A 20,110-nucleotide genomic window follows, 5' to 3' on the forward strand; every position below is an offset into this window, starting at 1 on the left:
TGTATTTTTGCTTTAGGAGGTTTTCGTGAAGCGATTTCAGATCATTTTAGCTATATTTTTCAATTTGTTTATTTTCAAGAATTTACATGCGCAAAGTCAAACAGATCCTCTCTATGAGCGCGAACAAAAAGCTTTGAATCTTTATTCTGAAGTGAACATCATTTCCGAAAGATATGGCCGCTTTATTGCGGTGCGCGATAAAAATTTATTGGGCGAAAATGGTATACAAGCAAAATACTTACAATGTTTTGCCAACATGGGACAGTGGATAAAAGATTGGACATTCATTTTTGCAACCATCGATTTAAAAAACAAGATCGATGCCAATACCATGCAGGTGCAAGTGCAAAATATATTATCACGTCAATCAACCAATGCCGAAAGTTTAAAAAGAACTTGTGGAAAAATAAAGTCTGAGGTCGATTTATCACTTAAAATCCTTGAAAATTCTCCCCAGTTTAATCCAGAAACTCTAAGCAATTATAAAAATATTCTAATTGAAACAGAGAATATGAAAAATCACCTCACGCAGGTTTTACAAAATTATGCAGCATCCCCTCTCGTCCGCTTGGAAAAACTCGAGCAGATTTTCGAGTTATCACGCAAAGCATCAGTGAATAAACTAAAAATAGAATTGCTCAACAATGCACGCATCCCTCTAGAAAAAACTCTGCAAGAATTTCAAAATATTTTAGCCGCTTCAAAAATTGCCGATGCAACACTCGCGAATCTAATTCAATCTGAAAATAAAATGAATGAATACGTATTAAACCTCCAATATTTTAAAGCAAAAAAACTCATAACGCAGTTGCAAAAAGAATGTGCAGAAAAGAAAAATGAATTGCATGCGCATCCTCTGAGTAAAACATATTTAAAATCTGCAATACTGAGAGTTGACACCCTCTGCAAGGCCTCGGAAGAGCACTTCCAATTTTTCATCACACTCAACGCACCAAAACATGAGTATGTCTTAAATTTTTCCAAACTTGTAAATTCAAGTATTAATGTAAATTGTCTTGGCCAAGCAAATGTTGTTGCCTGTAATAAATTAGCCGTTTTAAAAAATATTGATGAAGAAAATTTAAAAATATTGCCTGAAAATAAACTTGAATTTATTGAAGATCAATGGGACAGCCTTTATCAGGAGTATAGAAAATGAAAAAATTGAAATTTTTTAATTATTACTTTTTTCTATCTTTTTTATTTCTAATTCACAGCTATACAACAGCACAGGCAAATGAATGTCCCAAAGATTTTATCGAGAATAAAAAACCAGCCATTCCTTTTGTTCCTTTTCCCATGAAGGATCCCGATACAGGCAAACCACTTTTGCCAGAAGACAAAATCACCATTGAAGATCGGGATGGAAAAAAATATGAAATAAAGGCCATAGATTTTTTTAACAATGTCAATTCCATGGAATATTCACTTTCTCAATGGGGCTATTCTTTGAGAGACACTGAAGGGAGTTATAATTTAAGCACTCTCGACATATGTGCAAAACTTTTAGATAAACAAAAAGATATTATTGAAAAAGAATTAAGAAAAGATCCATCCAATAAAATATTATCTTACGATGAATGGCTAAAAAATATAAATGCAGCCCTCGATGCCTATAAAGTTGCCATTCCGAGTTTGGAAGACCTCGCAAAATATGGGAACGATGCCAAATTCGACGAATTTATATCCAATGTCAAAGCCTTTGACGTTCCACGCCCTGAGCTAAAAAAAGTAGAATTAAAAAGTTTCAATAAAGTAAAAAACTGGTCTTTTGAGAAGGGGGAAAAATCCAAATTTTTTATTGGCGGACATGCAGGCTATAAAATTGCTGCAAGTAAGGTTGAAGTAGATGCCTTGGCAGATGCTGGTTTAGATGGCGCCGTTCTTGGCGTTTGGGAAGGGCAAATTGCCAATGCCTATGCCAAAGCAAATTCTCCCGCAACTCAAAAAGGTTCATTGGATATAAATGCGAGTGTCTTTGGCAAAACACTTTATGTCTTTAAAGAAGAATTAAAAAATGACAATTATAAAGATGAAAAAATGCTATTTAACACTCCAGTGAGCTTAGAGCATTCCGTCCGTTTTATGATCGGGCCTATTCCTGTTCGTGTGGCTGTAGGATTACGTGGCAATAATTTTATGCGCTGGGGAGTGGAACTTGTTCCGTTACAGATTCAGACATATTTACAACATTATGCTGGCATAGATGCCTACGCTTCTGCGGCAGTGGATGCTTTTATTGCTGGAGCTGGTGCAAGAGGAAGGCTTATTTTAGTTGCTCTTGACACTCGTGTCACTGCAGGTGCGCTTGTTGAGTTTAATGATGTGCCAGAATTAAAACTAGAACTTGTTGGTACGACAGAGTTAAATACACTTCAAGGTGATATCAGTCTATTTGTTTACGCCTATGTTCCCACTTGGAAATTTTGGAAAGCATTTTTTGAACGCAAGGAATGGTCCATATCTTTATGGAAATCTCCAGGCTATGTGCTAAAAGGAAATATCTTTGATTATTCCGCAACTCTTTCCCCCACAGGTTTTCGCGCAAAAGGTGATTTAAGCGTCAGCGATGTAGCAGAACAGCTCGAAATTGATCGCAATTTGCAAAGAGAAAATAAAATAACCGACCTTGAAAATAAAACTCAGGAAAAGCTCAATGAAACATTCAATGCCATCGTCAACGACTTAAAAAGCGAAAACAATTTAAAAATTTTTAAAAATGAGGTATTTTATTCGGAGTCAGAAAAAAGCATAGAGAAGATCGTCGGAGATTATTTAACTGAACTTGAGAAATGGTCTGGGCAAAATATATGAAGATTTTAAAATCAAAAATAATATTCTCATTCTTTCTTACACTTTTTATAATCGGCATAGCTTATTATTTAAATGGAAAATATTTTCAAAGGCACTATAAACTGAGTTGTAGACTGGGAGATAGAAAGTATTATGATGTCTCCTATGTCTCAACTGGATCAAGTGACTTAACCTTATTTCAATCCACCAAACAAGCGTTTAAAATTGAATTCAAAGGAAAAGTTAAGGAAACATGCCTTGAAGATAAAGATGAGAGTATTTTTATTCAATATGATTTTAAAAATGCACATACCTTTGTAAGAAATCAAGAAATTACTCAGCATCTGAAAGACAGTCATATTAATACCAATTTAGTTCTTGTTGATATATCTAAAAATGGAGTTATCAATGAGATTTATTTTAGCAAATATATTGATCCAACTATTAGTAATATTTATAGAGAATACATAGCAAATAGCTTTGTCAATTTTACAAATAAAGAAAACAACAAAAATGAATGGGAAAACAGCATTCAAAATTTCGCAGGTATAAGCCAATACGTTTATACAATTTTAAATGCAAGAGTGACGCGCAATTTTGTTGATGGAGATGGCCAAAATCAGTCCTTTTTATATGATGATGCCAAAAATATTAAAAAATATTATAGTAATGATTCTCAAACATTTTATAGCCTAGCTGCGAATAATATTCCTTTTTCTATTCGCATGAAAAGATATTTAAATTTATTTTTAAATAATAAACAAATTGGCTTTGAAGAAACCACATTTTATAAAAAACTGCAAGAAACAAAAAATACAGATTTAGCAAGTATTCAAAATAAGGTAAATTCTTTGAAAGGATCTGAATTCTATAAAACTGACCTTTTAGCAAAAGATGTTGAAGAGAGATTAAAAGAAAAGATTCTTTTACAAAATTTTAAATATACACAATTTACAGATTTTTTACGCCAAGCTGATTTAGAAAAAAAGGAAAACTATACAGAATATTTTTTACAACTCAAATCTTTATTTAGTTTGGAACCTAAATCAACCAGCGATGCTATTCCATATCTGGCAAAATTAAATCAAATGAGCGATGAATTTTCTCTTGTTATTTCTGCTTTAGTAAATGCAAATAACATAGAAAGCCAACAAGCAATGATTCAAACTTATTACTTGCTCACAGATAAAAAGGCTAAAATGGTTCTCCTTGCGAATTTGGCAACGAGTGAAAGTCCTGCAATTGAGACAGAAACATTTGCTCGCTCCTTTTTATCCATAAATGATCGAGACATTCGCAATACGGCTGTTCTAGCTTTAGGTAACATTGCTAGAAATTTAAATGGTAAAGATAATAATCGTAAAAATAATGTCTTCAATGATCTCACAAACGAAGTAAACTCAGCGCAAGATCCGCATGCAAAAAGCGTTGCTCTCCTTGCACTTGGCAACGCAGCCGATGAAAGAGCTTTAGACAATATCAAAGCCAATCTTTCTGCACAAAATGAAGATGTGCGTAAATCAGCAGCATTTGCTTTGCGCTTTATAAATCGCAGTGAACCCGATCAAGCGTTAAATAATATTCTGCTTCATGACAAATCAGAAGCAGTTAAATTGTCAGCTCTTGAAGCCATTGCCTATAGAAATCAAGCTCAGGAAATTATAGAAACGCAAAAGAAAATTCTTCGTTCTGATGTATCGGAAAAAATTAGGATGCAAGCGCTTAAAAATCTTGCCCAAGCAGGGGAAAAAGAGGAAGTGAAATATGCAATGACGAATGATCTGTCAAAATCTGTCCGCACTTATGCTGAAAATCTATTAACACGCTTTGAGAATAATCTGTAATTTTCAGAAAGCGAAAATTATTTCATGCAAAATAATTTATTACTTAGTAATGAAGATGCTCGCCTTGAGGAACTATATTCATTTCAGATACTCGACTCAGAAGCAGATGAGCAAATTGATGCTATAACAGAAATTGCTTTTTATATCACCCAAGTCCCTATCGTTTTAGTCAGTCTTATTGATAAAGATCGGCAATGGTTTAAATCAAAGATTGGGATTCACGTTACAGAAACACCAAGAGAAATTTCTTTTTGTGCACATACAATTCAGCAAAAAGAAATATTTATTGTGGAGAATGCATTAATAGATGAAAGGTTTAAGAATAATCCACTTGTCAAAAGCGATCCCAATATAACATTTTATGCAGGAGTACCCCTTACAACAAGTAAGGGTTTTAATATTGGAACCTTGTGCATAATTGACACAAAAACTCGCAATCTTGAAAAGCAGCAAATATTAATTCTAAAAAAACTTGCAAAACAAATTATTGTATTATTTGAGCAAAATAAAAAAAATCTTGAATTACAAACAATTGAAAATCGACTAAATTTGAGCTTAAGCACTGCTAAAATGGGAGTATGGGAATGGGATTTTATAGATGATGTGCTTATCTGGGATAAAAGTATGTATCAATTATATGAAATATCTGAAAATGATTTTTCAGGAGCAGCAGATGCCTGGGGAAAAATCCTTCACCCAGATGATTTAAAAAAATCGCTTGAACATGTAAAGAATTCAATTGAAAATAAAGAAAATATTGATTATGAGTTTAGAGTCATTTTACCATCAAAAAAAATAAAATACATTCAGACAAAGGCCCACTTAATTTTAAATTCGAAAGGTGATCCTGTTAAATTTTATGGAATCAATTTTGATATAACAAAAGAAAAAATATCTAAAATAGAAGCCGATAAATTGAGATATGCTCTGAATAGTTCTGCTATAATTAGCGCCACGGATGCAAACGGTATTATCACATTCGTGAACGATAAATTTTCAGATACGTCTTTGTATTCAAAAGAAGAGCTAATCGGAAAAAGTCATAAAATAGTAAATTCAGGTTATCATCCAAAAGAGTTTTTTTCAGAGCTCTGGAAAACTATTAAATCTGGAAAAATATGGCAAGGCGAAATATGTAATAGAAAAAAAAATGGCGATATTTACTGGGTTAGTAGTTATATCATTCCATTCAAAAATGATTTGAATATTATTGATCAATATATCTCAATCCGATATGAAATCACTGAAAAGAAATCTACTGAAAAGCAATTGATTCAATCTGCAAAAATGTCCTCTCTCGGGGAGATGTCCAGTGGTATAGCTCATGAAATTAAAAATCCTTTGGCCATTATTAGTGGTAAGGCATCATTGCTCTTAGCAAAAATTAAAAATGGAAATAAAATTGACCAAAATGACTTAGAAAAAAAACTAGAAGAAATTCAAAATACATGCGGTAGAATAGCAAGAATTATAAAAGGTCTTAGTAATTTCTCAAGAGATTCTGCTGATGATCCTTTTATGAAAGTTAAAGTATCAAATATAATCGAAAATGCACTCGCTATATCGAATGAAAGATTAAAAGATAAACTCATAGAAATATTTGTCACAGGTGATATAAATTGTGAAATTAGTTGTAGAGAGAGCCAAATCACTCAGGTACTGTTAAATTTGTTAAATAATTCATACGACGCTCTGGAAAATATTACTGAAAAATGGGTTGAAATTGATGTAAAAAATGACTTAGAAAATAAAAAAATAATAATAAGTGTTACTGATTCTGGAAATGGAATAGATGATAAAATAAAAAATAATATTATGCAGCCATTTTTTACTACCAAAGAACTAGGGAAAGGCACTGGACTCGGTCTGAGCATATCCAAAGAAATTGTAGAAAATCATGGAGGCAAGTTTTATTTAGACACGAATAATAAAAATACAAAATTTATTCTTGAATTTCCTATTGTCTAGTAATTATATTTTTCTTTTTTCAGATTCGTATAATATTCCTTTTGTAGGTCAAGAGAAGTTTTGCCATTTCCTCTATGATTCCATCCAGGTGGTTTAATAAGATATTTAATTTTGTCTGAATATTTATCTGCATTTTTTATATCTTGATACAATTCCTTCACCATATGCAGACCGATTATAAAAGGATTGAAGGAATTTATATTATGTAGAACCCCATATTTTGGTTCGTTTTCCTCCGCTTTAAAAGTCTTAAAGATTTTATCCCAGATAATAAAAATTCCTGCATAGTTTTTATCCAGATAGAGAATATCAGAGCCGTGATGTACTCTATGGTGGCTTGGGGTATTAAAAATAACCCCAAAATATCCCAGAGATTTTGTCAAACGTGTGTGAAGCCAAAATTGATAAAATAAATTCAACGACACCTGTAATAAAATATCTTCGACCCGAAAACCAATAATCGCTAATGGAGCCCAAAACACCCAAGTTATAGGTGATCCTAACCAAGGTTGGCGCAGAGCTGTTCCGAAATTATAATATTGCGAGGAATGGTGTGTTTCATGTGCACACCAAAAAAATCGACAAATGTGACTGATCCTATGATACCAATAATAGCAAAAATCATCTGCAAAGATAAGAAGCAAAAATATCCACCAATTTATTTTTTGCTCATATAAAATAGCAGAAAGAGCATAAGGAATTTTGAATAAGCTATTTTGATTGAGAAAGTAAAAAATCTTAAAGACAAAAATATTGCAAATTCCAGATACGATAAGGAATCCAATTCCCATCGATAAACTTGCAACAGTGTCTCTCAATATATATGTATTTGGTAACCTTTTACGTGCATAGAGCAATTCAAATATGATTGAAAAAAGATAAATAGGAATCGTATATATTAAAAATTTTTCCATAATTCACCGTTATAAAGAAAATTATACATTTATAAACGTTATGAAATGGATATCATAATAATATGTTAAAAGCTCCTATAATTTATTTATTTGATTCAGCAATGCTTTCTATAATTTGCTGCTTAGTTAAATATTTATTTTCAGGAAGTTCGAGATCATATTTGATTTTCATCTCTCTTTCCTGCCAACTCCTTACAGTAGAAAATACCATGGGCAAAGTATGACCTACTGAATATTTCATAAAACTATTATAAAAAGTATTATCATTAATGGCAAAAAGAGATAAATCATTAGTTTGGTAAACGCCTGCACTTATATATTTAAAGTTAGGATTGAATTTTGCACAAGCATTTGCAAGAGCTTCAATCATAGGTTTCCCACCATTGATAACGAAATATCTAAATTTAGTATGGCCTTCAAGAATATTATTCCAATGCCCTGAAACTGAGATTATAAGGCCAGGATTGCTTTTGTCTACAAGCCAAAATGACTGTTGATTTTTATTTAAGCATTTAATATGGGTAGTTTCTTCTGCAAGGGCATTCATATGAATAAGAGCTATTGGTGACATAGCTAAGGAAATGATAGACAAAAATTTTTTGTACATACGACACCCCGTTATTTTATTTTTAAAGAGAAAGTTTATAAAATATCACAACATACTTAAAATGTTGTGATATTTTATTAAGATCATTTTTATTAATTGTCAAAAAACTATATTTTATTAATTTTTACAAAAAATTTATCAACTGAAAAAATTTAAAAATAAAATAATGCTCTATATCTCAGTTTGATTATCTGTCCCTAATAGAAGTCTATCTAAAAAAGTATGTCTTTTAATAGCATTTTGGCTTCCAATTGCTTTTTTAACAGCCCAATCTTCACCTATAATAATAACAAATTTACTTGCTCTTGTGATTGCTGTGTATAAAAGATTTCTATCTAGCATTGTAAAATATACACCAAACATGGGAATGATACACAAAGGAAACTCAGAACCTTGTGATTTATGCACTGTCATAGAATAGCAAAGCTGTAAATCATCTATTTCTTCATCTGCATAAATCACTAAGCGATCGGAAAATTCGATGGTTGCTTCAAGCTTTTCTTTTGTTTTCAAAATGGTCTTACAATAGCCCAAGTCACCGTTAAAAACATCAAGTTCATAATTGTTTTTAGTTTGAATGACTTTATCGCCTTCGCGTAAAATCCCTCCATAAGGTAACGAACATTCCTTTTTACTTTCAGATGGAGGGTTTAATTGATTTTGCATTATTTTATTAATATTCTCTTGTCCCACATCCGTTCTACGCATGGGCACTAAAATCTGACAATTTTTAATAGGGTCAAGGTCGTAAATATTTTTAACTGTCTCAGCCAAAAAAGGTAAGAGAATTTCAAAAAAAGTCTGCTGTGAACAAGGAATAAATGCAAATGACTCAGCTCGTGGAAAGATTGGAATCCGACTGACGTAACTGTACTCTGGTTTTTTTCCTGAAATTATTTCACGCGCAGCCAATGGAATAGGACTTTCGGAACTCTGGCGAAAAATTTTTGTCAAGCGAGCTATGGGAGCTTGCTCAGAAGATATAATATCGCGCAAACAATTTCCCGCCCCCACGCTAGGTAACTGATCCACATCGCCCACAAGGATAAGTCTGCGATTGGGACCTAATACGGATAGGAGGGAATGGAGCAGGTCAAGACTGAGCATTGAGCTTTCATCTATAATAACAACATCGACATTGTCCAAAGCCCCTGTATTGCCTTCAAGCTCTTCAATAACATTTTGTGTTTCGTCTTTATTTTTGCGCCCAAGCCCTAAGAGTTTGTGCAAAGTGCTTGCTTGTTCGCCGATAGATGCTGTCATTCTTTTTGCAGCCAATCCCGTTGGGGCGCACAAGGCAACGCGGCGATTTAGGGCTCTCTGCAATCCATAGATTGCTTTCAGCACAAAAGTTTTTCCACAGCCAGGTCCACCTGTTAAAACCATAAAACGCGAACTCAAGCTCATTTGCACAGCAGAGTGTTGTTCCTGCGAGAGTCTTTCCCAAGGTAGATTAGGGAAAAGTTCTTGAAGTGATTTTTCATTTCGGACTATATCATTTTCTTTGTGCTCAAAGAAAGAAGGAGTTCTTAATAAACTCTGAATAAATCCTGAAACTTCATCTTCCATCCGTAGCACTTCTGGCAAATAAAATAATATTTCTTGCGCAGTTTTTTCTTGCAACGATTTAAATTTTGCCGTTTCACGAATAAGAAATGTTTCTTTTTTTTCTTCGCGATTTTTTTTATAAATGAGGCGCAATTGCTCCAGCACATATTCACGTGAAAAAGTAGGATCGAATTTCCCTCCGAGTAAATCACGTGCTTTATCCACCAATTGATCGCGCGGCAGACAGCAGTGTCCCTCATCTTGCGCAATCTCAAGCGCATAGATAAAAGCAGCTTCTATTCTAAAAGGAGATGTCGTTGGCAATCCTAGCTTTTGCGCTATTGCGTCGGCGCGTAAAAAACCCACTTGGCGAAAGTCTGCAATCAAGCGATATGGATTTTCCATAAGATTGGTTAAAGAGGCTGCGCCATATTTTTCGTATATTTTTTTGGCAAAGCGTGGTGGGATATTGTGTTCATGGAGAAAAATCATGACATTTCTGAAGACTTCGTCTGTCACCATCATGGTAATGACATTCTCAGCAACTTTTCGTTTTTTTTCCCCAAAAAATGCGAAAATCTTTTCTTTCTCATCACGGCAGATTGTGACGAGATCATCGATATTTTTTACCAGTAATTTATCGACGAGTTTTTTGGCTGTTACCTCGCCAACACCTTTTACGTTATTGGCTAAATAGGGCGCTATTCCAGAGAGCTCAGCAGGCCGAGTGGGTTCGGAATATATTGCCACAAATGTCTGCCCGTATTTAGGTGAATTCTCCCATTGTCCAATGATTCTATAGCGTTGCTTTGCATCTGCCTTTTGTGAAACTTGAATTTTACCTGAGACACGAAAAGCTTTGGCAGAGAGAGCATCGATAAACTCAGCTACAAGAAAGTCGCCTCTTTCTGATTCAAAAATAACTTTAGAAAGCATAGCAACAACTTCTAGGGACACTTATAACCTCTTATATTTACTTATAAATAAAAAAAGAACGAAAACAACAAAAAAACAGATCCAAAGCTTGCACTTATTTTTTTTATGTGGCAAGTATCCCTTCACAAGTCGGGGGTTAGCGCAGTGGTAGCGCATCTGTCTTGGGAGCAGAGGGTCGCGAGTTCGAATCCCGCATCCCCGACCATCTTTCTTAGTTTTATTCGGGGATTAGCGCAGTGGTAGCGCATCTGTTTTGGGAGCAGAGGGTCGCGAGTTCGAATCCCGCATCCCCGACCATCTTCTTTTTATTTAATCATACCTATATATTTATTACTCAATTTTTCTCACAAGTTTTTCAAGTTGAATAGCAATTTCACTTAAAGATTTAGCAGCAGTTAATACCTGCTCTACACCTATGGTGGTTTCATTGGCGGCAGTTGAAACAACTTTCACATTTTCTGCAATGTTCAGCACACCTTTTGTCGACTCCTTCACCACACGTGACACTTCATTGGTTGTAGCAGCTTGTTCTTCAACTGAAGCAGCTATAGCTGTAGCAATATTATTCAGTTTTTCAATCGTTTGGGCAATATCAGTCACAGCCTGAACGGAACTTTGACTGTCTTTTTGAATACTTGTGATTTTATTCGTAATGTCTTCCGTTGCTTTGGCAGTTTGTTTCGCAAGCTCTTTGACTTCGTTTGCCACCACAGCAAATCCTCGTCCAGCATCCCCTGCACGCGCGGCTTCAATTGTCGCATTGAGTGCCAAAAGATTTGTTTGTTGAGCGATAGAACTGATTACTTTGATAACATTCCCAATTTCTTGACTACTTTCACCTAGTTTCAGAATGGTTGCACTGGTTTTTTGCGCCTGCTGTGAAGTTGCAGCACTGGTTGCGGAGGCCTCAGAAGCATTACGGGTAATCTCTTTTATCGCTTCGAACATCTCTTCTGTATTTGTTGCAACTGTGCGCACACCTTGTGAAACTTCTTCAGAAGCCGAAGCTGTAGAAATTGCGACAGAGGAAGTCTTATTCGCATTGGCACTCAGCTGAGTCGCTGTTGCCGTTAATTCTGTTGCAGCAGCTGCCAATTGACGAGAAGTTTCAGATAGAGTTCTTATCAAATCTAACTGAGAATACCTTTGTTCTGAGATATCAACAGCGTATTTAACAACTTTAAAAACTTTACCTGCGAGATCGTATACCGGCACATAAGACGCTTGTAACCAAACGTGCTTTCCCTGTTTATCAAGACGCAAAAATTGACCACTTTGAAAAATACCATTGGCTAAATTCAACCAAAACTCTTTGTATTTTGGACTTTGCACAAGCTCAGGCGGACAAAACATAGAATGATGCCGATTTTTTATTTCATCCAATTTATATTTAACTGCATTTAAAAAATTATCATTCGCAGTTATTATTGTACCATCTAAATTAAACTCAATCACAGCCTGTGCTTTGCTCAAAGCTTCAAGTTGAGCGTCTTTTAACTTCTGTAAACTTATATCTGATGCATATTTAACAACTTTATATGGTTTTCCATTTAGATCTAAAATTGGATTGTATGAGGCTTGAATCCAGACTTCCTTCCCACCTTTACCTATGCGTTTGTATTCCCCAGCATCAAACTCACCCCTAGCAAGTTTACTCCAAAACTCTCTATATTCAGGTGAGTTTACATAACTCAGATCACAAAACATGCTATGATGTTTCCCCTTAACTTCTGCAAGCGAGTAGCCAAGTAAAGTTAGAAAGTTTTGATTTGCTGTCTGAATAATGCCATCCAAAGAAAACTCAATCACACCTTGTGATTTGCCAATTGCCGCCAACTGGCTCTGAAAATCACTGTTTAAAACCTTTTGAAAAGTAACATCTGTCGCATACTTTACAACTTTTAAAACCTTACCACTGTTGTCAAAAATAGGGTTGTATGATGCTTGAATCCAAACTTCTTTTCCATCTTTTCCTATACGTTTGTATTCACCTGCATCATATTCACCTCGATTGAGCTTTGCCCAGAAATCTCGATACTCCTGTGAGTTTGCATATATTGGATCACAAAATATTCTATGGTGCCGGCCTTTCACATCAGCCAATGAATACCCGAGTAGATTCAAAAAGTTATTATTTGCATTCAGGATTGTTCCGTCTAAAGAAAACTCAATCACTCCTTGAGATTTATTGATAGCTGCAACTTGCCCTTCTAGCTCAATCACTCTCGTTTCATTTGTCGAATTATTCAAAGCGCCTAAATTAGCAATATTTGCCAAAGGTACACCATTGTTCATAAAGAAACTCCTTAAAACAGACTGTTTCAATTATTTACGTATGCAGTATCGGCAATTAAAAAAATTTAAGATGAAAAAAGTAAGCATAATAAAAACATGCCTAAAATATTATATATACATGATATTATTAATGTTTAATTTACTCGTAATGTCTTTACTTCAGGATCATTTAGAATCTCTTCAATAAGTTCACGATAGCTGTTCCTATTTGGGTTCTCACTATACATAGCCTCGATAAGCAATTGCAAACGCAACCCCGCCTTTAATATTTGCAGTTGCATCAACTTTTTCCTCTGACTTTGGTAATCTTTCCAGCCTTTCACAAAACTTGTTTTAATATTATTAAAATGCTCCCCTGAATCATTTGCAAAAACGAGATCGGTGTAAACACTTTTTATAGCCAATTTATGCGACTCAATAACCCAATTTTCAACATTTTGAATATTTGTGTCTGAGATTTCTTTTAAAGCCAATTCCATTAATTCATTATCTTCAAGTAAATTTTTAGCATACAGTTCATTTAAATTTTTTTGCTCATCTGTAAACTTACCAGTTTTTATATCATTTTTAATATAAGGAAATTGCAAATAAACTGATAAAGACGAGTCCCACAATGAATGTAAATTATTTACTGGATTCACGCTGCCATCCATATTTGCAATGTTTATTTTATCCAAAAATATAATTTTATTCCCTCCTGCATCTTCAAAATTTTCATCTACGAGCGAGACATTGTGCAGAGGTTGAGCAATATCGCCCATAATATGAAGAACGAAGCGCATAGCAACCGCCTTATTTGTGTCAGATTCAGTAAAAGTATTTAAAGTTTTAATAGCACTTTTTAAACAAGACACTGAATTATAAGGAACCTTTTTTATTTCTTCTTGTAGAAGTTCCATTAAGACTTCATCACTTTTATCAATATTTATTTCACTTTTCTTTAAAGGAATATCTGTGTAGTGACAAAGAGATAAAGTTTTATTAATGGGTTGATTGTAATATGATTTTATACTATCTGCCCAAGATGCTGCAGTGTCAAATGAACTTGTATTCTGGGAAAGCAGTGCATTTCCAGGATATGAAATTTTCACATTTAACAATTTTTGAACTTTTGATAAGGACTCCTTATTGAGTTTTTTCTCTGCAACCTTAGCCACAAGTTGATGAGATTGATCCCAAAAGGCAAACACTTGTGTGCGCAACGCAAAACATGCTACGAATATAGTGAATGATTTTATATATCTATTCATCAAAATCTCCTATCAAAGGTTACAAAAAATGAAGCTCAATTTTAAAATTTTACTTTTATTTATTAGCCTCCCAATCTTACCCACACATCTAACTATTACTGCGCAAAACGAAATAAAACAGGAATCAAAAACAGAAAAGAAAAAGCAAAAGCAAAACTTTCAAAAAAATCAAACACCGCAAGAACCGACAGTTCCAAAAGGAAATGTCGAAGTTATTTTTGTTACCTCGATGGGCAAAATAAGACTTGATCTTTTTAAACAGAAAGACCCAGTTACTGTAAATAATTTCTTAAAATATGTCAAAAGTGATTATTATAATAATACTATTTTTCACCGAATTATTGATGGATTTATTATTCAAGGAGGTGCTTACGATATAAACTTTAATGCCAAAGAAAATAAAAATCCACCTATTAAAAATAATTCTGACATTGGATTAAAAAACCTAACTGGAACAATTGCTATGGCTCGAAAACCAAACTCAATCGATTCTGCAACATCCCAGTTTTTTATTAATTTAACCAACAACAAAAATCTTGATTCTAAAGAAAATAATAATGGATATGCAGTTTTTGGAAAAGTGATCTCTGGTATGGATGTCGTACAAAAAATTGCTAAAATTAAAGTTGGGCAGCTCGAAGGTATGTACAATGTGCCTTTTTACCCTAAGGAAGCACTTATTCTATCTGTTTCGGTAAAAGAACCTCAATAAACTTATCGTCCTGCTCTTCTATCAAAACGGATCCTTTACAAATATCATTTATATCATTTGTTATATTTTGTTTATTTTTTACATAAATTTTAACTTGTATATTTTCAGAAAAAATAGGTTTATCAAATTGAATTAAATTTATATTTAAATAATTTTCAATTTTTTTCCAATGAGAATATGCAAAAGTCAAACAAAAGGAGTTGTGCAATACATTTTCAACAATACCTGCTTTTTGAACTGCCTCGCTCACACTCGAACTGTATGCGCGAATAAGCCCCCCCGTTCCAAGCTTCACTCCACCAAAGTAACGAGTGACAACAACAGCAATATTGAATATTTCATTTTTTTTTAAAAATTCTAACATGGGTCTACCTGCCGTTCCCGCAGGCTCACCATCATCATTTGACCGCATAGAACCTGAATTTAAGACATATGCTGTGCAGTTATGAGTTGCATCAAAATATTTTTTCTTTATCGAAGAAAAAAAATGAAAAACTTGCTCTTCAGAAGTGACTTTCTCAAGAGAAGTGATAAATCTTGATTTTTCAATTATCTTTTCTGATACAACATTCTCATAAATTGTTTTAAAATTAGCAGAACTCATTTTATTTCTTTTTAAAGAAAAGGGTAATTTCTTGTTTATTGTTATATAAATGACGTCCATATAAAAATTGACAGTTTTTTAGAGAAAACTCTTTAAGAGCCTGTTCATAATCTTTTTCAAAATTTTCTGATATATGGATTTTCAATGTAAAAATTACAATCCCATCTTTTTTTAAGAGAGAAGTTTTATCGCTACATATTTTTGCTGAAATATTTGCTGGCCCATTCAGGTCACACATGAGTGCATCGAAATTCATGTTGATTTTAAAATCACGTGCGTCCATCTGATAAAAATGCACGAGAGGATTTTCGGCAATTTCTTCATCTAAATCAGCTTTATCAACTGCCCAAACCTCACATTTTTTCTCCACGAGTTCATGGGTAATTCCACCTGGAGCAGCTCCAAGTTCTAACCATTTTTTTGCATTTTCAATTTTTAATCCACTGAGTTGTAGAGATTCAGCTGCTTCCACAAATTTCGCAGCAGCACGGCTTGCAATACTCTCATTGGAGACACCGACATAACGCCTGCCACCCGCAAAAAAGGAACCAGCTTCACTCGGAGTGCTCAAGCCTGCCCAAGTACATTTATCGGAAATAGCAACAATAAGAGTTTGGTTGTAAATCGGTTGCAAAATTGGTTTTTTTGTCCATCCTGTCAATAATTTCGCAGGGGATTTTTCTTTCAATTTTTCACTAAATACTTGAAGAATACGACCTCTTAAATTAGAGGCTAATTTTTGCTGCTTACGATCAAGAGAAAAAACAACAACATTGTTAAAATTTTTGTCTTTAAACTTTGCTAATAAACCTTGTGCACATTTCTCAATAAAACCTTTCTCTTCACATTTTGTAGGCCACATATAATGAACCGGTAACCAATAGCGAGAAAAAAGAGTATCTGACAGAAATCCTCTTGTGGGAGTAGAATTAAATTGCACAGAATAAAAATTATGCCCAAGAGGTTTTATGATGTTTTTTTCAGTCAGATTTAAACGATTCTGCCAAGTGGGAAAAAAATCTTTTGCAACATGCGCAAGCCAAAGAACAGAATCATTTTTAATTAGAGTCATTGCAAGGTATATCCTGAAAGCGATTGATTGACAAAATGGACAAGTTCACCGCGGAGAAGTTTGCTAGCGACAGCTTCGATCTCTTCAGAAAGTGAGCGATCTGCATTCTTAACGGCAGGAACAGAATTTCGTGTCCATTCAACAGCCGCACGCGCACCTGCGCCCGGCTCGAGAGGGAGATGAAACTCAACCCCTTCTACACCAGCAAGCAATTCTAAAGAAAGAATAAAAGAAACATTTTTTAAAATAACTCTTAATTTATTTGCTGAAGTCATTCCCATGCTCACATGATCTTCCTTCTCGGCTGAAGTCGCAATAGAATCTACAGATGCGGGTGTACATAAGACTTTGTTTTCATTAACCAGAGCAGCAGACACCACATGTGGAATCATATAACCAGAACAAAGTCCTGAATCCAGCGTTAAAAATGGTGGCAGTCCACTCATATGCGCATTAACAAGTTTCTCCAGTCTTCTTTCAGATATATTGCCTATTTCTGCCATAGCCATGGCAAAATAATCTAGAGCTAAGGCAATTGGTTCACCATGAAAATTACCGCCGCTTAAAATTTCGTTTGTTTCGGGAAATACTAAAGGGTTATCCGTACTTGCATGCGCTTCTAACATAAAAGTCTCTAAAACATGAGTAAAAGCATTACGGGCTGCACCATGGACTTGTGGGACACATCGAAATGAGTAGGAATCCTGTACTTTTTCGCAGTTCATATGACTCAACCTTATGCCATCATCTGCAAGAATTTCAAATATATTTTTTGCAACTATTTTCTGTCCCAAATAGGGTCTGACGTTTTGTATTTCGGGGCGAAATGCAGTTAATGTTCCTTTCACGGCATCAAGACTGATTGCTGCTGCTATGTCTGCCGTTTTTAATAAATTGTGTGCATCATAAGCGCACAATAAACCAATAGCTGTCATAACTTGCGTACCATTTATTAAACACAACCCTTCTTTGGCTTTTGGTTTAAGGGGCTCAATTTTTACATGCTCCAAAACTTCTCTCGCAGAAACAAGATTCCCTTTATAATAAACTTTCCCTTCGCCAATGAGATTGAGAGCTATATGAGAAAGAGGTGCCAAATCACCGCTTGCACCCACAGAACCTTTTGCAGGAACGTAAGGAGTGATGCCGTAATTTAAAAATTGTTGCATAATAAAAACAGTTTCTTTTCTTGCTCCTGAGTTTCCTTTTAAAATATTCATTATTCTAAGAACGAGTGTGGCGCGGACGATATCTTCAGCCAATGGTTCTCCTACACCACAGGCATGAGAACGGATGAGATTTATTTGTAATTCATCAAGTTTTTCATTAGGTATTTTAACATTCGCAAGAGCTCCAAATCCTGTATTGATACCATAAAATGTTCCTCCGGATTGGAGTCTCTCTTCAACACATTTGCGTGCTGCATCCACTTTTTTTATACTCTCTGGAAAAATATCGACTTTCTCATAATTTCTAGAAATTTTTATCAGATCCTCTAAAGTCAGAAAGTCGCTGCCAAGAACTATTTTCTTTTGTGATATGTTATCATTTAAAAAAGACATACTATGCATCCTACAAATAATTAAACCAATCGGAGATTTTCATGAAACTGAATACTACTACAATTCAATTGGGAGCGCAAAGATAATGTTTCGTTCTCGCAGTCCAATGATAAAAAGATCCGATAAAATGACGTCATTTATCACAGTACTTTGGCGATATATTATTTATTCAGGTTTATTTTGGGCGGTTTTCTCTTTATTATCTTTTATTATTTTATATGATTCAAATTATGGTGAGAAATCAAAGTTGTATTTTTTCTCTTCATTAAATCTTAGCTCTCAATTATTAGCTATTATTTTTTTGCTTATCATATTTTCTGGATGTATTGGCGGATTATTAGCATTCCCTGCAATAATAATTAAAATATTTTTAAAAATTCAAGTTGACACTCGACTTCACAAAGGCCAAAGGCCTATTTTATTAGCTTTCACAGCAACATATTTACCAATTATTTTTTGTGTATATATTCATTTTATGGCTTTGATAATGAGTACGAGCGCAGCGCCTCAGTTAATGAGAAGATGGTTCGATAAAAACTCAAGTATATATGATATGCAAGAAAAATTTTATAATAAATTCTATGAAAATAAAAAAACAGAAATATATTCTAAATGGAATTTAATAGGAAAGAATTCGGACCAAGATAGTAAATTTATCTTTATACTTCCAGATTATTTGTTAACTCATAGCAACTCTTTCAGAGAATCTAAGATCGTACTGAGTGAGGAAAATAAGTGGCTTCAGTATTCACCAACAAAAGCATCCTTAACCGCAACATTATTAGGCAAAGAAAATCTTACTGATGAAAAATTATACATACCCTCTCCATTACAAAATTTTCGCGCAGCAAATCAAAATAAAAGTGAAAAATCAGAAATCAGCTCTGACTATTTCATAGGCATTGATGGTAAAAATAATTTTGTATTCTCACAAATTTTTGATAAAAGTAGACTGAGTAATAATATAAGTCCTACATGGATAAATATATATTTAAATCGAATAGCATTGTCTCAACCTCAACTTATGTTTTTCTTTCGCATTGGTTTAGGAGGTTTTTTCTTCTCAGCATGGAAATGGGAAAACCTAACAAGTTCTAATAGTTTTTTATTAAGCCATTATGCAGATAAAGTATTATCATTTAGTAAAACTATAAATAATTTTATTATTTTACTACCTGAAATGGAGCATAGTAAAGAAAACAATTTTATCTCCAGCATTGATTGGCCAGAATATATTTCAAAAAATGAGTTTGATAACAATATCGACAAAATCGACTATTATTTATCTTTTGCAATAAAAGGACTACTTGACGCAAATCAGAATAATATAATCATAATGCCAGCCAATAAAACAAATAATTCTATTACATTAGGCAAAGGATATTCAAAAAATATAAGTTCACATTCAATTTTATCACCAGAAATCATAAATCAGAAGATTATTAAGAAAAGTTCTGATACAACATGTAGCTCAATTTTCTTTAATTTTGAACTCAATCAGTATAACAAAAGCACACAAAATAAATATTACTTTTTATTAGACACTATAAGTTCAAAAAAAGATTCATCTCCATTCATAAAAAAGGATTTTGCATTAGGTATTAAAGAAGGTATAAAATACGGTGTTATATGTCAAAATGAAAAAGGATCCACATATATTGTTTTACGAAAAGAAGGTATATTTAATAAAGGAAATCATGTTAATAAATTTTCGTACAGAAATATTCATAATCAAATATTTTTAAATGTTGATAATAAATTAAAGAAGTTTGAGTCTGAAAAATATCTTGCGGTTAGAAATCTCAAAAACTTCGAAAAAATGAATCCTTCTTCTGATTCAAATTTAAATGAATTCTATAAGCAATTCGATATTTATCTGTTGAATATAAATGATACTATCAATTACAATAGTCTCGAAGATTCCGATAAAGATCAATTTATTAAAAAATATGGAAGTGAAGTAAAATCGAAATTTTATAGTTTTATTCAATACTCTATTAAATAG

At 33.6% G+C, this 20,110-nt stretch carries 14 protein-coding genes and 2 tRNA genes; 8 read left to right on the plus strand and 8 right to left on the minus strand.

All coding sequences use genetic code 11. The annotated features are described in order from the left end of the window. The first annotated feature begins 25 nt into the window (after window positions 1–25). Genes H7355_RS10460 through H7355_RS10475 form a run of 4 tightly spaced genes read left to right on the plus strand, consistent with a single transcriptional unit; the run spans window position 26 to window position 6,605 of the window. Window positions 26–1,159: a hypothetical protein gene (locus H7355_RS10460; RefSeq protein WP_186647246.1), complete on the plus strand. Its 1,134-nt coding sequence runs from the start codon at window positions 26–28 to the stop codon at window positions 1,157–1,159. Continuing rightward, window positions 1,156–2,814 (plus strand): hypothetical protein, encoded by a 1,659-nt coding sequence (locus tag H7355_RS10465; RefSeq protein ID WP_186647248.1) that lies wholly within the window; start codon window positions 1,156–1,158, stop codon window positions 2,812–2,814. The genes H7355_RS10460 and H7355_RS10465 overlap by 4 nt, the downstream gene beginning before the upstream one ends. Continuing rightward, a complete protein-coding gene (locus H7355_RS10470) occupies window positions 2,811–4,637 on the plus strand; it encodes a HEAT repeat domain-containing protein (protein ID WP_186647250.1) in 1,827 nt (608 codons plus the stop codon). Before H7355_RS10465 ends, H7355_RS10470 begins: the two co-directional genes overlap by 4 nt. 24 nt (window positions 4,638–4,661) lie before the next feature. After that, on the plus strand, window positions 4,662–6,605 hold the full coding sequence (locus H7355_RS10475; RefSeq protein WP_186647252.1) for a PAS domain-containing protein: 1,944 nt from the start codon (window positions 4,662–4,664) through the stop codon (window positions 6,603–6,605). On the opposite strand, the gene H7355_RS10480 is transcribed toward H7355_RS10475, so the two are convergent. From H7355_RS10480 to recD2, 3 genes are all read right to left on the minus strand, one after another. Further along, window positions 6,602–7,519 (minus strand): sterol desaturase family protein, encoded by a 918-nt coding sequence (locus tag H7355_RS10480; RefSeq protein WP_186647254.1) that lies wholly within the window; start codon window positions 7,517–7,519, stop codon window positions 6,602–6,604. The genes H7355_RS10475 and H7355_RS10480 overlap by 4 nt on opposite strands. 82 nt (window positions 7,520–7,601) lie before the next feature. Then, window positions 7,602–8,126, minus strand: a complete 525-nt coding sequence (locus H7355_RS10485) for a hypothetical protein (protein WP_186647257.1) — start codon at window positions 8,124–8,126, stop codon at window positions 7,602–7,604. A gap of 171 nt (window positions 8,127–8,297) precedes the next feature. Continuing rightward, entirely contained in the window at window positions 8,298–10,631 is a 2,334-nt protein-coding gene (gene recD2 / locus H7355_RS10490) for an SF1B family DNA helicase RecD2 (RefSeq protein ID WP_186647259.1), read from the minus strand. Between the two features lie 109 nt (window positions 10,632–10,740). Between recD2 and H7355_RS10495 the strand changes: the two genes are divergently transcribed. After that, window positions 10,741–10,815, plus strand: a tRNA-Pro gene (locus tag H7355_RS10495). A 17-nt stretch (window positions 10,816–10,832) separates the two neighbouring features. Beyond that, window positions 10,833–10,907 (plus strand) — tRNA-Pro (locus H7355_RS10500). Between the two features lie 33 nt (window positions 10,908–10,940). Here H7355_RS10500 and H7355_RS10505 read toward each other — a convergent pair. Further along, window positions 10,941–12,905 carry a methyl-accepting chemotaxis protein gene (locus tag H7355_RS10505; RefSeq protein ID WP_186647261.1) on the minus strand — a complete coding sequence of 655 codons (1,965 nt, stop codon included), beginning with the start codon at window positions 12,903–12,905 and terminating at the stop codon, window positions 10,941–10,943. 134 nt (window positions 12,906–13,039) lie between these two features. Continuing rightward, window positions 13,040–14,155, minus strand: coding sequence for a S1/P1 nuclease (locus H7355_RS10510; protein ID WP_186647263.1), 1,116 nt, complete (start codon window positions 14,153–14,155; stop codon window positions 13,040–13,042). Between the two features lie 28 nt (window positions 14,156–14,183). Here H7355_RS10510 and H7355_RS10515 point away from each other — a divergent pair, with 28 nt between their 5' ends. Beyond that, a complete protein-coding gene (locus H7355_RS10515) occupies window positions 14,184–14,867 on the plus strand; it encodes a peptidylprolyl isomerase (protein ID WP_186647265.1) in 684 nt (227 codons plus the stop codon). On the opposite strand, the gene H7355_RS10520 is transcribed toward H7355_RS10515, so the two are convergent. From H7355_RS10520 to hutH, 3 genes are read right to left on the minus strand one after another with little or no spacing between them, the layout of a single operon-like run. Then, complete coding sequence (locus H7355_RS10520) at window positions 14,833–15,471, minus strand: YigZ family protein (RefSeq protein ID WP_186647267.1); 639 nt, start codon at window positions 15,469–15,471, stop codon at window positions 14,833–14,835. The two genes, H7355_RS10515 and H7355_RS10520, sit on opposite strands and share 35 nt — an antisense overlap. A 1-nt stretch (window position 15,472) precedes the next feature. Then, window positions 15,473–16,543: an SAM-dependent methyltransferase gene (locus tag H7355_RS10525; protein WP_186647269.1), complete on the minus strand. Its 1,071-nt coding sequence runs from the start codon at window positions 16,541–16,543 to the stop codon at window positions 15,473–15,475. After that, window positions 16,540–18,105: a histidine ammonia-lyase gene (hutH, locus tag H7355_RS10530; RefSeq protein WP_186647271.1), complete on the minus strand. Its 1,566-nt coding sequence runs from the start codon at window positions 18,103–18,105 to the stop codon at window positions 16,540–16,542. Before hutH ends, H7355_RS10525 begins: the two co-directional genes overlap by 4 nt. An 85-nt stretch (window positions 18,106–18,190) precedes the next feature. Between hutH and H7355_RS10535 the strand changes: the two genes are divergently transcribed. Then, window positions 18,191–20,110, plus strand: coding sequence for a hypothetical protein (locus tag H7355_RS10535; RefSeq protein WP_186647274.1), 1,920 nt, complete (start codon window positions 18,191–18,193; stop codon window positions 20,108–20,110).

Origin of the sequence: Fluviispira vulneris (assembly GCF_014281055.1) — a bacterium.
GTDB lineage: Bacteria > Bdellovibrionota_B > Oligoflexia > Silvanigrellales > Silvanigrellaceae > Silvanigrella > Silvanigrella vulneris.